This is a genomic window from Pseudomonas neustonica (assembly GCF_003797945.1).
Lineage (GTDB): Bacteria > Pseudomonadota > Gammaproteobacteria > Pseudomonadales > Pseudomonadaceae > Halopseudomonas > Halopseudomonas neustonica.
In genome coordinates, this window is sequence record NZ_RKKU01000001.1 from 236,178 (window position 1) to 249,088 (window position 12,911).

Genomic DNA, 12,911 nt, shown 5'->3' on the forward strand with positions numbered 1-12,911 from the left:
GTGGGCAAGACCGGTAATAGCCTTTTTGGCCATAGATGGAGTAAGTCCTGCATGACCCTGGCGCTTATCGTCATTCTTCCTCTGATCGGCAGCCTCCTGCCGCTATTGTTCAATAAGCATGGTCGCTCGCTGTGCGCTAGTATGACCATGCTGGCCCCCGTTCTGGGTATGATCCTGCTGTGGCAACAGGCGTCAGCAGTATTCGCTGGCGAGACCATAGTGCAGACATGGCGTTGGCTTGACGTGCTGGGTTTGCATATCAGCTTTCGGCTTGATGGGCTTAGCTTCCTTTTCGCGCTGATGATTTTAGGCATTGGTCTCCTGGTCATCCTTTACGCGCGTTACTATCTGGCAAAAAAAGACCCCATGGGCCGGTTTTTTGCCTACCTGCTGCTATTTATGTCGGCCATGTTGGGCGTAGTGCTGTCAGAGAACCTGCTGCTGATGATGTTCTTCTGGGAGATGACCAGCCTCTCTTCCTTCTTGCTCATTGGCTATTGGTCGCACTCGACTGACGCCCGCAAAGGCGCCCGTATGGCGTTGGCGGTCACGGGCGCAGGCGGGCTCGCCCTGCTGGCGGGGGTCTTGCTGATCGGCCAGGTGGTGGGTAGTTATCAGTTAACTGATGTATTTGCTTCTGGTGACCTGCTTCGTGATCACGCGCTTTATCCGGTCATATTGGTATTGGTGCTGCTGGGCGTGTTTACCAAGTCGGCACAGTTTCCTTTTCACTTTTGGCTGCCGCATGCGATGGCAGCGCCGACGCCAGTTTCGGCTTATCTCCACTCCGCAACCATGGTCAAAGCGGGTGTTTTTCTCTTGGCCCGGCTCTATCCGGCGCTGTCCGATACCGACCTATGGTTTTATCTAGTCAGCAGTGCAGGCATGGCGACTTTGCTGGTCGGCGCCTGTACAGCGTTGTTTCAGCACGACCTCAAGGGGCTGCTGGCCTATTCGACGATCAGCCATTTGGGTCTAATCACGCTGTTGTTTGGTCTGGACTCGCGTTTGGCCGCGGTAGCCGGCGTTTTTCATATTATTAACCACGCTACCTTCAAAGCTTCGCTATTCATGGCAGCAGGCATTATTGACCATGAAACGGGTACGCGTGACATGCGGCGCATCAACGGTCTGCTGCGGTTTATGCCGCACACGGCGACGCTGGCCATGGTTGCTGCGTCAGCAATGGCGGGTGTGCCACTACTCAATGGCTTTTTGAGCAAGGAGATGTTCTTCAGCGAAACGCTGGATACGCACATGCTCGGCAGCTTTAGCTGGCTGATTCCGCTGGGCGCGACCTTGGGTGGGGTGTTCTCCGTCGCCTATTCGCTGCGCTTTATTCACGATGTGTTCTTTAATGGTAAACCTGTCAATTTGCCCAAGTACCCTCCGCACGAGCCGCCGCGTTATATGAAAGTGCCGGTAGAGATTCTGGTGGCCATGTGTCTGCTGGTCGGGCTGGCACCAGGGCTTACTGTCGCAGGCCTGCTTTCGGTCGCAGCACAGGCAACGGTTGGCGGTGAATTGCCGGAGTATAGTCTTGCGATCTGGCACGGCTTTAACCTGCCGTTGCTGATGAGTTTTGTCGCTCTGGTTGTGGGTGTACTTGTCTACGCGGCGCGCGCGCCTTTGTTTGCCTGGTATGCACGCCAGCGCGAGTTGGACGCTAAGCTGGTGTTTGAACGCATGGTGCAGGCGGCTGTGCGCGGTGCTGGCCAGTTCACGCTGCTGTTGGAAAATGGATCGCTGCAGCGCTACCTGGCCTGCCTGCTGGGTGCGGCACTCATCGTCAGTGGCTATTGGCTGTTCCGACTGCCGAGCTTGCAAGGCAACGTAGCCATGACACCCATTGACGGTACTAGCCTTGCGGTGGCTTTGATCATGTCTGTTGCCGCGTTGTGCACTGTTTTCTGGCACCGCAAGCGACTGGTATCGCTGACGATGCTCAGTGTTGTTGGTCTTGGTGTGGTGCTTGCCTTTGCTCGCTTTGCCGCGCCAGATCTGGCCCTCACGCAAATATCGGTTGAAGTGGTCACCATAGTGTTGTTGATGTTGGCGCTGTTCTTCTTGCCCGCGCGCTCACCGCGCGAGTCCTCCCCGTTGCGGCGTGGCAGAGATGTGTTGCTGGCACTCATGTGTGGGGGGCTGGTAGCGGCATTGGCCTTTGCCGTCATGACGCGTCCCTACGACAGCATCGCCAGTTTCTTCTTGCAGAACAGTTTGACTGGCGGCGGTGGTACCAACGTAGTCAATGTGATCCTGGTCGACTTCCGTGGCTTTGACACTATGGGCGAGATTACCGTGCTGGCGATTGCAGCCATTGGTATTTATGCGCTGATAGATGGTCTGCGTCTCCGTCTGCCGGGTGGTGATAGTTTGGGTAAGCCTTGGGCAACCCGTGGCGAGCAACTGATGCTGGTGAACCTGTCGCGGGTCTTGCTACCACTAGCGCTGCTGATATCGGTATTTATATTCCTGCGTGGCCACAACCTGCCGGGTGGTGGCTTTATCGCTGGCCTGATTACCGCCGTCGCCTTGATTCTGCAATACGTTGCCAGTGGCGAGGAATGGACATCAGAGCGTTGGCCGGTCAATTACCATTATCTGGCTGCTGCCGGTGTGTTGATTGCAGCAGCGACCGGCTTTGGCAGTCTGTTCTTCGGCTATCCCTTCCTGACCAGCGCCTTTGATCACTTCCATATTCCGTTGATAGGAGACATCGAGCTGGCAACTGCGATGCTGTTTGATCTGGGTGTTTACTTGACCGTAGTGGGTGCCACTTTGTTGATACTCGCGAATCTGGGCAAGTTGTCACAGATGCCGTTGCGAAGGGGGGATTTCTGATGGAGCTGATGTATGCACTGCTAATTGGCCTGCTGACCAGTTGCGGGGTGTTCCTCATGCTGCGCGCACGGACCTTCCCGGTGGTGATAGGGCTGACCCTGCTGAGCTATGCGGTCAACCTGTTTCTGTTTGCCATGGGCCGCATTGGTGAAGCGGTGCCTGCGGTATTGGGTGAGCGAGTGGACTATGCGGACCCACTGCCACAGGCATTGGTGCTGACGGCTATTGTGATCGGTTTTGCTATGACCGCCTTTGCGCTGGTCCTATCCCTGCGAGCGCAGGGTGAGTTGGACAGTGATCACGTTGATGGTAAGGGAGATCGTTGATGACTCATCTGCCGATCCTACCCATTGTGTTGCCTATGGTGGTGGGCGCTGTGCTGCTGCTAATGCGTGGTAGCATGAATTTTAAACGTGGCGTCAGTCTGCTGGCGACCTTTCTGCAGTTGCCGTTGGCAATCATGTTGCTCCTGCGTGCCAGCGAGGGGACGCTGGTTTACACCTTGGGCAACTGGGCACCGCCCTTTGGTATTGTGTTGGTGGTTGATCGCCTCAGTGCGCTCATGCTGTTCATAACCGCTGTGCTCGCCTTTTGTGCGCTGTTGTTTTCACTGCGCGGCGATGACGCTGCAGGGCGCAATTTTCATCCGCTGTTTCAGTTTCAGTTGATGGGGATTACCGGCGCCTTTCTGACTGGCGACCTGTTCAATCTTTTTGTATTTTTCGAGATTCTGCTGATCGCCTCCTATGCGCTTTTGCTGCATGGTGCGGGGTCCGCGCGAGTGCGCGCAGGCTTGCACTATGTGCTCTTGAATCTGACTGGGTCAGCTTTGTTTCTGATTGCAGTCGGTACCCTGTATGGGGTGCTAGGAACGCTTAATATGGCTGATCTGGCGATTCGCGTCAGCCAGCTATCGCCAGAGGAGCAGCCTCTGGTGGGCGCCGCAGGCATGCTGTTATTGGTGGTCTTCGGTTTGAAAACAGCGATGTTCCCGCTCTATTTCTGGCTGCCGCGTGCCTATTCGGCAGCCAGTGCCCCGGTCGGTGCGCTATTCGCCATTATGACCAAGGTTGGTCTGTATTCGATCCTGCGGGTTTACACGCTTATCTTCGGTGAGCAGGCCGATAGCCTGGCATTTATGGTTAATGAGTGGCTTTGGCCACTAGCGCTGGTAACGCTGTTGCTTGGCGCACTGGGCGCATTGGCTGCAGCCACGCTCTCGGGACTGATTGCTTACCTGGTGGTGCTCTCGGTTGGCACCATGCTCGCGGGGCTGGCGATTGGCACGCCTGAAGCCCTGCGGGCCACGCTATTCTATTTGATGCACTCGACCTGGATTACCGGGGCCTTCTTTTTGTTCGCCGGCGTGCTGCAACGTGTCCGCGGGCCGCGCTACGCTGCGCGTCTGATTGCCGGACCAGCCTTGCCGTACCCAATGCTGCTGGGTGGCGTGTTCTTTTTGGCTGCGATGTCGATTGTCGGTATGCCGCCGTTGTCCGGCTTTATCGGTAAGCTGTTGCTGCTTAGTGCCGTGGGCACCGGGCAGCAGGCTGCCTGGTTATATCCGGTCGTGCTGGGAGCCGGGTTCTTGAGCCTTGTTGCCTTGAGCCGCGCGGGTACCACGCTGTTCTGGCGTCAAACTGAGGCAGCTGCGTCGGCTGAGCCGATCGATGCGCTGCGCATGACGGCGGTACTGCTGTTATTGCTGGCCAGTCCGGCGCTGGTGATCTTTGCCGAGCCGGTACTGGCCTACCTGGCTGCTACCGCAGATCAGCTGCTGGCGCCGCAAAACTACATTGATGCGGTTATGTCCATCACTCCGGAGGCCAGTCCATGAGCTTTTTCAAGCGCATCCTGCCGCACCCCTGGCTGAGTCTGTCGCTGTTGGTTGGCTGGCAATTGCTGATGAATGCGGTATCGGCAGGTAGCCTGATAATGGGCGCCTTTCTCGCCCTGGTCATTCCCTTGATGACCAATGTGTTCTGGCCTAACCCGCCAAGCAACTGCCGGGTCGATCGATTGCTGCTGTTTGTGTGCCGCGTGTTTGCCGATATTGTGCTGGCCAACCTTCAGGTAGCCAAACTGATTCTCGGCCCGCGCCGCGAGTTGCGCCCGGCTTTTGTCGAGTATCCACTGAGTTTGCAGCACGAATTTTCTATCAGCGTGCTGGCCAGCACAATTTCGCTGACACCGGGCACGGTCTCGGCTGACATCAGCGAAGATCGCAAGACGCTGCTGATACATGGGCTGGATGTGGGTGATGAGGAGGCGATGATTGAGCATATTCGACGCCGCTATGAGCAACCGATCAAGGAGGTGTTCGAATGCTCCAGGCCGTAATTCTATTCTGCCTAGGCATCATGAGTGTTGCCTTGCTGCTGACCTTTGTTCGCCTGATCAAGGGGCCTGATCTGCCGGACCGCATACTGGCCATGGATACCCTGTATATCAACGGTATTGCGCTGATCATGCTGTTTGGTTTGTATCTGGACTCCAACCTGTTTTTTGAAGCCGCGTTGTTGATCGCCGTCATGGGGTTTATCAGCACGGTCGCGATTGCCAAGCACCTGATGCGCGGCAATATTATTGAGTAAGGAAAGATTATGAGTGGACCAAGCTGGGTCGAGTGGCTGATTGCAGCCTTGCTGCTAACCGGTAGCCTGTTCGCGCTGATTGGCTCTATCGGGTTGGTCAAGCTGCCGGACTTCTTTATGCGTCTGCATGGTCCGACGAAGGCGACCACATTGGGTGTAGGGGCGCTGGTTATTGGCTCCATGCTGTATTTTTCGCAGCAGACTGGCGAGCCTAGCCTACACGAGCTCTTGATTACCTTTTTCCTGTTTTTAACTGCGCCGGTCAGCGCACATATGCTGGCTAAAGCCGCCATGCATGAAAAACTGCGGCGTGAACCGCGAACTCGCGGCGAGCCTTGGGATCAGTGAGCTCCTGCCCTTAGAGCAACGCCAATCTGTGGCGGTATTTAGCGCCTGAACGGGCTCGTGAGATTGTCTGGTCTGGTTGGCTAGAGCGCAAAGTACTGGCAGCGCAGGGCTTGGCGTACGTTAAGAGTACGCAATGCCTGGGTGCTGCTAAGTTGTGAAAGGCTTTTTACTACTTACTACAGCAGACCTGGCCTGCAAAAGCGACGTACTGCTATTGCAGGCCAGAAGGGCTCATATCAAGGCGCAAGGGCCAGATTCGAGAAGCCGCCACGGGGGGTGATTTCGATTTCTACCCGACGGTTCAGATCGCGACCTTCCTGGGTGCTGTTATCTGCCCGGGGTTGATCCTCGCCCAAACTCTTCAGCTGCATGTTGGTACGACGAACGCCGCCCAGTTGCAGTACGCTGGCAACAGCCTGGGCGCGCTCAAGGCTGAGTTGCTCGTTTACGTCGTCTGCGCCGACATCGTCGCTGAAGCCAATAACGGCAATATTGCTATCAGTCGCTGTGCGCAGAACCTTGGCGACACGTGACAAAGGCACCAGGCCTGAGGGTAGTAGCAAGGTCCGCTTGGGATGGAAGTTATTTTTGACCGGTATTACCAGACGAATCTGCTCACCGGTATTGTGAATCTCGTAATGCTCTTCCAAGGCAATGACGGTGAGCTCAGCCATATGCTCCTGGGCCCATGGGGTCGCCTCGGGCTGAGGTGCTGGGGCGGGTTTGCTGGTGGAGCAGGCAGTAAGGGTTATTGCGACAGTGCTCAGTATGGCGGCAGAGATCATCTTCATTATTGTGCTTCCAACAGTGTTTTCCGACAAAGTGATACCAGGGAACCAAACCCGCCAATCTGAATCGCATGCGGGTGAATGGGGCACAGAGTACCATTGCCAATCGCATTTGTGATCTGCCGTATGTCATGATTTTGGCGGCATCACCTATTTTACGCTGAGGAGTTCACATATTGAGTGCTTTCTTGTGTCAGAGCGCGCGTATTACGCTGGCCACGGCGGTGTTGTTGACGTCGGGTTGTAGCTTGTTGAGTGATCGTTGGGCGGGGGGGCAGCAGCGCCTGAGTGGCCTTCTTGAACAGAGCGAAAGCGGGTTTGTACTACGCCAGTGCGGCCGCGACAACGCACAAGCGGTAAGTGCCAACGATAGGCTCGATGAGCTGTTCGCACAATCAGCACAACCAGGACAGACAGCGATTTTTGTCGACTTGCTGGGGCGGGTTGATAGCGCCGGGCGAGTTCGGTCTGACGAGGTGCTGCGCATGCAGTCGCACGGCCGGGGTTGTGCTGATCGCAGTGCTGATGCGGCGCAGTGGGTCGCGGTGCAAAGCAAGCCAGCCTGGCGTGTCAGTCTTGCGGCGAATGGTCTGACGCGCAATGATGCCGAGCGATCTTACTCGCCTCAGCCCGTAGTGAGCGAGCAGTTGCCAGATGGTTCGCTGAGCGCTCGTGGGCTGGAGGACGCTGGTATTGAGTTATGGCTTTATCCGCAAGCCTGTCAGGACGCGATTACTGGTGATTATTTTCATATGAGCGCCACTTTGCTGCTTAATGGTGAACGCTATCAGGGTTGTGCCTATCAGGGGCGCCAGACGGCTCCCTGACAGTCTGGGGCTAGCCGCCGAGATAGGCCTTGCGCACATCGGGGTTGGCTAATAGTGCTTCGCCAGTGTCCTGCATGACGATATGGCCGTGCTCCATCACGTAACCCCGGTCGGCGAGCTTAAGCGCCTGATTGGCATTTTGCTCGACCAGGAAGATGGTGACGCCCTGCTGGCGCAGCTGCTCGATAATATCGAAAATCTGCTGGATAATGATAGGTGCCAGCCCGAGCGACGGCTCATCGAGTAGCAAGAGCCGTGGTTTGCTCATTAGTGCACGCCCGATTGCCAGCATTTGCTGCTCACCACCTGACATGGTGCCTGCGCGCTGTTGATAGCGTTCTTTCAAGCGCGGAAACAAGGTTAGCGTGGTGTCCAGTTGCTCTTGCAGTTCTTCCTTGGCGGTAAAAAACCCACCCATGCTCAGGTTCTCCTCCACCGTGAGCCGTGAAAATACCCGCCGGCCTTCCGGTACTATGGCGATATCCTTGCGCATGATTTCGGCGGTGGTTAGACCGGTCAGTTCATCGCCATCGTAGCGGATGCTCCCCGTGCTGGCGTGGGGGTCGCCGCACAGGGTCATCAGCAGGGTTGTCTTGCCCGCACCATTGGCACCGATAAGGGTGACGATTTCGCCGCGTTGAACCTCAAGGTTCACCTCGTGTAGCGCCTGGATCTTGCCGTAGTGGGTTGATACGTTCTTCATGTACAGCATGGTTGGCAATTCCTCAGGTTTCACCCAGGTAAGCTTTGATGACATCCGGATTCTGCTTGATTTCTTCCGGCGTGCCGGCAGCCAAAGGCCTGCCCTGGTTGATTACAACGATCTTGTCGGAAATGCTCATCACCAGTTTCATGTCATGCTCAATCAGCAATACCGTGAGTTGATGGTTGTCGCGTAGCTCGGCGATCAACGCCTTCAGATCGTCGGTTTCCCGTGGGTTCAGGCCAGCTGCAGGCTCATCCAGCATCAACAGCTTGGGCTGGGTAACCATGCAACGTGCTATCTCCAGACGTCGTTGCTGGCCGTAGGCGAGGGTGTTGGCCTCGCGATTGGCGAACTCGTGTAAGTCAACGCGCTCCAGCCAGTAGGCCGCGCGCTCCATTGCTTCGCGTTCACTGCGGCGATAGCTTGGCGTTTTGAACAGCCCGGCCAGCATACTGGTGTTCATATGCTGGTGCTGGGCTACCAGCAGGTTCTCGACTACGGTCATTTCCTTGAACAGCCGAACATGCTGGAACGTTCGAATCATGCCGCGGCGCGCTACCCTAAAACCCGGCAAGCCTTGAATTTCCTGCCCATCAAACACGATCTTGCCGCCGCTCGGCTTGTAGAAGCCGGTAAGGCAGTTGAAGACCGTTGTTTTACCGGCGCCGTTGGGGCCAATCATAGAGACGATTTGTCCCGGTTCAACACTCAACTCTACACCGTCCACGGCCAACAGGCCGCCGAAGCGCATGGTCAAACCGGATACTTCCAATAGCGGCCGGCTCATGTGCGCAACTCCAGGTGCGGACGGTTCATTGGCAGCAGCCCTTGGGGGCGCCAGATCATCATCAGCACCATCATCAAACCAAACAGCAACATGCGGTACTCGTTAAACTCACGGGCCATCTCCGGCAGGATGGTCATGATGATGGCAGCCAGAATGACGCCGATCTGTGACCCCATGCCGCCCAGCACCACAATGGCGAGGATGATGGCAGACTCGATAAAGGTGAAGGATTCCGGGCTGATAAAGCCCTGTCGTGCAGCAAAGAAACAACCGGCAAAACCGGCGAAGCTGGCACCTATGGTGAAAGCGCTGAGTTTTACCGCGGTAGGGTTGATGCCCAGCGCGCGGCAGGCAATCTCATCCTCACGCAGAGCTTCCCAGGCACGGCCAATCGGCATGCGCAGCAAGCGATTGATTACGAACAGGGTGATCAGCACGAGCAGGAGCGCGAGCAGATAGAGAAACATGACCCGGTGCTCAGAACTGTAATCGATACCTACAAAGTCGTGGAAGCTCTGCATGCCCTCGCTGGCCTTGCGGCTGAATTCAAGTCCGAAGAGCGTAGGCTTGGGGATGCCGCCGATGCCATTGGGGCCGTTGGTTAGCCAGGTCATATTATTCAGCAGAATGCGAATGATCTCGCCGAAGCCCAGGGTAACAATGGCCAGATAGTCTCCTCGCAGGCGCAGTACCGGAAAGCCGAGCAGGAAGCCGAATAGGGCGGCGAGTAAGCCGGCGGAAATCAGACCGGTCCAGAAGCCGATATCAAAATACATCGCGAGCAGGGCATAACCATAGGCACCCACCGCGTAAAAGCCGACATAACCCAGATCCAGCAGGCCAGCCAGACCAACCACGATGTTGAGCCCCAAGCCAAGCATCACGTAGATCAATACCAGCGTCGCCAGGTCAGTACCGCCTCGGTTGGAGATGAAGGGCCACAGGATGGCGAGCGCGATCAAAAAGCACCAGAACAACTGACGCAGTACGGGTTTTTTGCTGGCTTCAACCAGCTGTGTCGGCGTTTTTGGCATGCCTGGCATGCTCTGCCATAGCCTGGCCAGGTGGTCGCGGAACAGGTTGTAGAAAAAGATGAAGGTGGCGGCAATCGCGATCTTCCAATACACGTCAGGGCCAGCGCCAACCAGGGATAAGTTGGTGCCGTCCTGATCGAGTCTCACGCCCATCAGCAATCCAGAAAGAACTACGACGACGACGGCGGAAATGACCGCCGGTTTCAAATTGGCGCGAATCATACTTTCTCTACCTCCGGGCGGCCAAGAATGCCACTGGGGCGGAACAGTAGAATCAGGATCAGCAGCCCAAAGGCCACCACGTCCTTGTACTCGGTGCTGAAGTAACCCGCAGTGATGGCCTCGGTAACACCAAGCAACAGGCCGCCCAATACGGCGCCGGGAATACTGCCGATGCCGCCCAGTACAGCGGCGGTGAAGGCTTTAAGGCCCGCCATGAAGCCGATGTAGGGGTTGATCACGCCGTAGTACATGCCGAGCAGCACACCGGCAATGGCTGCCAGTGCAGCGCCGATGACAAAGGTCAGCGCGATGATGCCGTTGGTATTGATACCCAACAGGTTGGTCATTTTCAGGTCTTCAGCGCAGGCGCGACAGGCACGGCCCATGCGCGAGCGGGAGATGAACAGGGTTAGCAACACCATGCTCACCAGCGTGACCGCAAAAATGATCATCTGCATATAGGACAGGCTGGCGTGGAAGGCATCCTGCGGGCCAATGTCGATACCGCCGGTGATCAGGCTGGGCATCGCAATGTCACGCGAGCCTTGGGCTATACGCACCAGGTTCTGCAGGAAAATAGACATGCCGATCGCTGAAATAAGCGGGATCAGGCGGTTGCCGCCACGCAGCGGGCGGTAGGCGACACGCTCGATACTGTAGCCATAGGCACTGGTGACCACCATGCTGATGACGAAGGCAGCAAAAATCAGCAGCGGTACCGACTCAATACCGAACATCGCCAGCGCGGCAATAACGATAAAGGCGATATAGCTGCCAATCATGTAAATCTCGCCGTGGGCGAAGTTGATCATGCCAATGATGCCGTACACCATGGTGTAGCCAATGGCGATCAGGGCATAGGTACTACCGACGGTAAGTCCGTTCAGTAGCTGTTGAATGAAATAATAGAGGGACTCTGGCATAGCCATGACACCGAAAATACAAGATGAGCAATGCTGGTCCGCAAAGACAGGCATCAACAAAAAAACCGGGCCTGTCAGCTAAGCTGAGCAGGCCCGGAGTTAATTCACTTACTCGGTCAGTGCAGTTTTGCTGGCGTCAGAGTGCCATTCATAGACCACGAAGTTGAAGTCTTTCAGATCGCCTTTCTCGTCGAAAGCAAGAGTGCCCGTCGGAGTGTCGAAGTTGTTGCTTCGCAGCGCCGCAGCGACGGCTTCGGTGTCGGTGCTATCGGCCAGCTTGATACCATCGGCAATGACCTGCACTGCTGCGTAAGCCGGGAATACGAAGGGACCGGAAGGGTCTTCGTTCTTGGCTTTGAAGGCTTGTACCAGGTCAGCGTTCCTGGGGTCTTCGTCAAAGGCTTTCGGCAGGGTGACCAGCAGACCTTCGGAGGCTTCACCGGCGATGGCAGAGATGTCGGTGTTACCTACGCCTTCAGGCCCCATGAAACGCACATCCAGACCTTGCTCGGATGCCTGGCGCAGAATCAGGCCAAGCTCTGGGTGGTAGCCACCGTAGTAAACAAAATCGACATCGGCCTGGCGCAGCTTGGCGATGAGCGCAGAGAAGTCCTTGTCACCCGCGGTGATGCCTTCAAACAGGGGTACGTCGATGCCGGCTTCAGTCAGCACGTCACGCACTGCGGTCGCGATACCTTCACCGTACTGTTGTTTGTCATGGATGACGGCAACTTTGTTTGGCTTTATCTGTTCAACAATATATTTGCCAGCAGTCGGGCCCTGCAGGCTGTCCAGACCAATGGTGCGAAATACCAGGTTGTAGCCGCGATCGGTGATCTCGGGGCTGGTGGAGGCTGCGGTAATCATCAGGATGCCTTCATCTTCATAGATGTCGGAAGCAGGCTGAGTAGAACTGGAGCAAAGGTGACCAACGACAAAGCTGATGCCATCGTTAACGATACGGTTGGCGACGGCGACAGCCTGTTTGGGGTCGCAGGCGTCATCAAAAACCACACCTTCCAGCTGGCTGCCATTCACGCCGCCTGCCATGTTTATCTGCTCGATGGCCATTTTGGCACCGATGAACTGCATGTCACCGTACTGTGCTACGGGACCGGTAACCGGGCCTGCCAGCGCAATCTTGATCGTATCAGCTGCCAGCGAGTAGCTGCTGGCACCGACCAGTGTCGCCGCGGCGATAATTTGGGACAGTGCTTTTTTGTGTGCCATTTTCATAGTATCTGCTCACTTATATTGTTATGCCGAATTAGTCTTGGCCTGTTCCTGCTTGTCCGGGTACGCAGCCTGATCAGAACTGTACCGGAGCAGTTTAGCAATCGCTACTATTACAGGGAATCGGCCGTTGTCGATTTATGGGTCAATGTCCTTTAACTGCAACATTGTGTCTGTATAGCGACATACTGTGTGACAGATTAGGTTGTTTTTGGCGACATTGCCGACGATGTCTTGCATGTCAGCCGCAGCTGGCTACCATGCAGCTTTTTGATAGAGGAAAGGAATTAGCCTGATGACCCTGTCTGACGAAGCCTACGCGGCTATTCTTGGTGCCACTGGCAATATTGAATGGAAAACCCTCGAGCCTCACTTTGCGCGTGGCGATTTGCTGATGGTCGCCCCGGATCTTGATCTGGTGCAGGCGGCTGCGGCGATGATGGAAGACAACAGCGAGCAGATAAAAGGCTGGATGGATGCCAGGCAGTTGCAGTTGGCGACCGATGCACAAGCGGCAGACTGGGCTGAGCGAGAGCCTGACAATTTGTGGGCGGTGGTTATTCGGCCTTGGGTCTTGGTGCAGGAGCGGGTTGAGAGCTGACCAA

The 12,911-nt window shown here is 56.1% G+C and carries 14 protein-coding genes; 8 read left to right on the plus strand and 6 right to left on the minus strand.

Annotated features, from left to right (window positions below; genetic code table 11):
• Positions 1-51 precede the first annotated feature (51 nt).
• The 6 genes from EF096_RS01050 to EF096_RS01075 are packed head-to-tail and all read left to right on the plus strand — an operon-like array spanning position 52 to position 5,786.
• Positions 52-2,844 (plus strand): monovalent cation/H+ antiporter subunit A, encoded by a 2,793-nt coding sequence (locus EF096_RS01050; RefSeq protein WP_123887745.1) that lies wholly within the window; start codon positions 52-54, stop codon positions 2,842-2,844.
• Entirely contained in the window at positions 2,844-3,170 is a 327-nt protein-coding gene (locus tag EF096_RS01055; protein ID WP_123887746.1) for a Na+/H+ antiporter subunit C, read from the plus strand. The genes EF096_RS01050 and EF096_RS01055 overlap by 1 nt, the downstream gene beginning before the upstream one ends.
• Complete coding sequence (locus EF096_RS01060; RefSeq protein ID WP_123887747.1) at positions 3,170-4,681, plus strand: monovalent cation/H+ antiporter subunit D; 1,512 nt, start codon at positions 3,170-3,172, stop codon at positions 4,679-4,681. The genes EF096_RS01055 and EF096_RS01060 overlap by 1 nt, the downstream gene beginning before the upstream one ends.
• Positions 4,678-5,184: a Na+/H+ antiporter subunit E gene (locus EF096_RS01065; RefSeq protein ID WP_123887748.1), complete on the plus strand. Its 507-nt coding sequence runs from the start codon at positions 4,678-4,680 to the stop codon at positions 5,182-5,184. The genes EF096_RS01060 and EF096_RS01065 overlap by 4 nt, the downstream gene beginning before the upstream one ends.
• Entirely contained in the window at positions 5,169-5,438 is a 270-nt protein-coding gene (locus tag EF096_RS01070; RefSeq protein ID WP_123887749.1) for a K+/H+ antiporter subunit F, read from the plus strand. Before EF096_RS01065 ends, EF096_RS01070 begins: the two co-directional genes overlap by 16 nt.
• A 9-nt stretch (positions 5,439-5,447) precedes the next feature.
• The gene (locus EF096_RS01075) at positions 5,448-5,786 is read left to right on the plus strand and encodes a Na+/H+ antiporter subunit G (protein WP_123887750.1); all 339 of its coding nucleotides are present in this window, start codon (positions 5,448-5,450) and stop codon (positions 5,784-5,786) included.
• Positions 5,787-6,022: 236 nt separating this feature from the next.
• Here the strand turns inward: EF096_RS01075 and EF096_RS01080 are convergent, their stop codons facing one another.
• A complete protein-coding gene (locus tag EF096_RS01080) occupies positions 6,023-6,577 on the minus strand; it encodes an OmpA family protein (RefSeq protein WP_123887751.1) in 555 nt (184 codons plus the stop codon).
• A gap of 173 nt (positions 6,578-6,750) precedes the next feature.
• Here EF096_RS01080 and EF096_RS01085 point away from each other — a divergent pair, with 173 nt between their 5' ends.
• Positions 6,751-7,401 (plus strand): hypothetical protein, encoded by a 651-nt coding sequence (locus EF096_RS01085; RefSeq protein ID WP_123887752.1) that lies wholly within the window; start codon positions 6,751-6,753, stop codon positions 7,399-7,401.
• 10 nt (positions 7,402-7,411) lie between these two features.
• On the opposite strand, the gene EF096_RS01090 is transcribed toward EF096_RS01085, so the two are convergent.
• The 5 genes from EF096_RS01090 to EF096_RS01110 all read right to left on the minus strand — a co-directional run bounded on the left by EF096_RS01090 (position 7,412) and on the right by EF096_RS01110 (position 12,303).
• The gene (locus tag EF096_RS01090; RefSeq protein ID WP_123887753.1) at positions 7,412-8,113 is read right to left on the minus strand and encodes an ABC transporter ATP-binding protein; all 702 of its coding nucleotides are present in this window, start codon (positions 8,111-8,113) and stop codon (positions 7,412-7,414) included.
• A gap of 13 nt (positions 8,114-8,126) precedes the next feature.
• Positions 8,127-8,894 carry a high-affinity branched-chain amino acid ABC transporter ATP-binding protein LivG gene (livG, locus tag EF096_RS01095; RefSeq protein WP_123887754.1) on the minus strand — a complete coding sequence of 256 codons (768 nt, stop codon included), beginning with the start codon at positions 8,892-8,894 and terminating at the stop codon, positions 8,127-8,129.
• The gene (locus EF096_RS01100; protein WP_123887986.1) at positions 8,891-10,147 is read right to left on the minus strand and encodes a high-affinity branched-chain amino acid ABC transporter permease LivM; all 1,257 of its coding nucleotides are present in this window, start codon (positions 10,145-10,147) and stop codon (positions 8,891-8,893) included. The genes livG and EF096_RS01100 overlap by 4 nt, the downstream gene beginning before the upstream one ends.
• Positions 10,147-11,073 carry a high-affinity branched-chain amino acid ABC transporter permease LivH gene (gene livH / locus EF096_RS01105; RefSeq protein ID WP_123887755.1) on the minus strand — a complete coding sequence of 309 codons (927 nt, stop codon included), beginning with the start codon at positions 11,071-11,073 and terminating at the stop codon, positions 10,147-10,149. Before livH ends, EF096_RS01100 begins: the two co-directional genes overlap by 1 nt.
• 108 nt (positions 11,074-11,181) lie before the next feature.
• Positions 11,182-12,303, minus strand: coding sequence for a branched-chain amino acid ABC transporter substrate-binding protein (locus EF096_RS01110; RefSeq protein WP_372237829.1), 1,122 nt, complete (start codon positions 12,301-12,303; stop codon positions 11,182-11,184).
• Between the two features lie 298 nt (positions 12,304-12,601).
• Here EF096_RS01110 and EF096_RS01115 point away from each other — a divergent pair, with 298 nt between their 5' ends.
• Entirely contained in the window at positions 12,602-12,907 is a 306-nt protein-coding gene (locus EF096_RS01115) for a DUF2288 domain-containing protein (protein ID WP_123887757.1), read from the plus strand.
• Positions 12,908-12,911 lie beyond the last annotated feature (4 nt).

What these genes read in the sequence shown, in the direction of transcription:
- EF096_RS01065 (WP_123887748.1), top strand. Translation starts at nt 4,678, where the DNA reads ATGAGCTTTTTCAAGCGCATCCTGCCGCACCCCTGGCTGAGTCTGTCG.
- EF096_RS01050 (WP_123887745.1), top strand. Translation starts at nt 52, where the DNA reads ATGACCCTGGCGCTTATCGTCATTCTTCCTCTGATCGGCAGCCTCCTG.
- EF096_RS01090 (WP_123887753.1), bottom strand. Translation starts at nt 8,113, where the DNA reads ATGCTGTACATGAAGAACGTATCAACCCACTACGGCAAGATCCAGGCG.
- EF096_RS01115 (WP_123887757.1), top strand. Translation starts at nt 12,602, where the DNA reads ATGACCCTGTCTGACGAAGCCTACGCGGCTATTCTTGGTGCCACTGGC.
- EF096_RS01080 (WP_123887751.1), bottom strand. Translation starts at nt 6,577, where the DNA reads ATGAAGATGATCTCTGCCGCCATACTGAGCACTGTCGCAATAACCCTT.
- EF096_RS01055 (WP_123887746.1), top strand. Translation starts at nt 2,844, where the DNA reads ATGGAGCTGATGTATGCACTGCTAATTGGCCTGCTGACCAGTTGCGGG.
- livH (WP_123887755.1), bottom strand. Translation starts at nt 11,073, where the DNA reads ATGCCAGAGTCCCTCTATTATTTCATTCAACAGCTACTGAACGGACTT.
- EF096_RS01070 (WP_123887749.1), top strand. Translation starts at nt 5,169, where the DNA reads ATGCTCCAGGCCGTAATTCTATTCTGCCTAGGCATCATGAGTGTTGCC.
- EF096_RS01060 (WP_123887747.1), top strand. Translation starts at nt 3,170, where the DNA reads ATGACTCATCTGCCGATCCTACCCATTGTGTTGCCTATGGTGGTGGGC.
- EF096_RS01075 (WP_123887750.1), top strand. Translation starts at nt 5,448, where the DNA reads ATGAGTGGACCAAGCTGGGTCGAGTGGCTGATTGCAGCCTTGCTGCTA.
- EF096_RS01110 (WP_372237829.1), bottom strand. Translation starts at nt 12,303, where the DNA reads ATGGCACACAAAAAAGCACTGTCCCAAATTATCGCCGCGGCGACACTG.
- livG (WP_123887754.1), bottom strand. Translation starts at nt 8,894, where the DNA reads ATGAGCCGGCCGCTATTGGAAGTATCCGGTTTGACCATGCGCTTCGGC.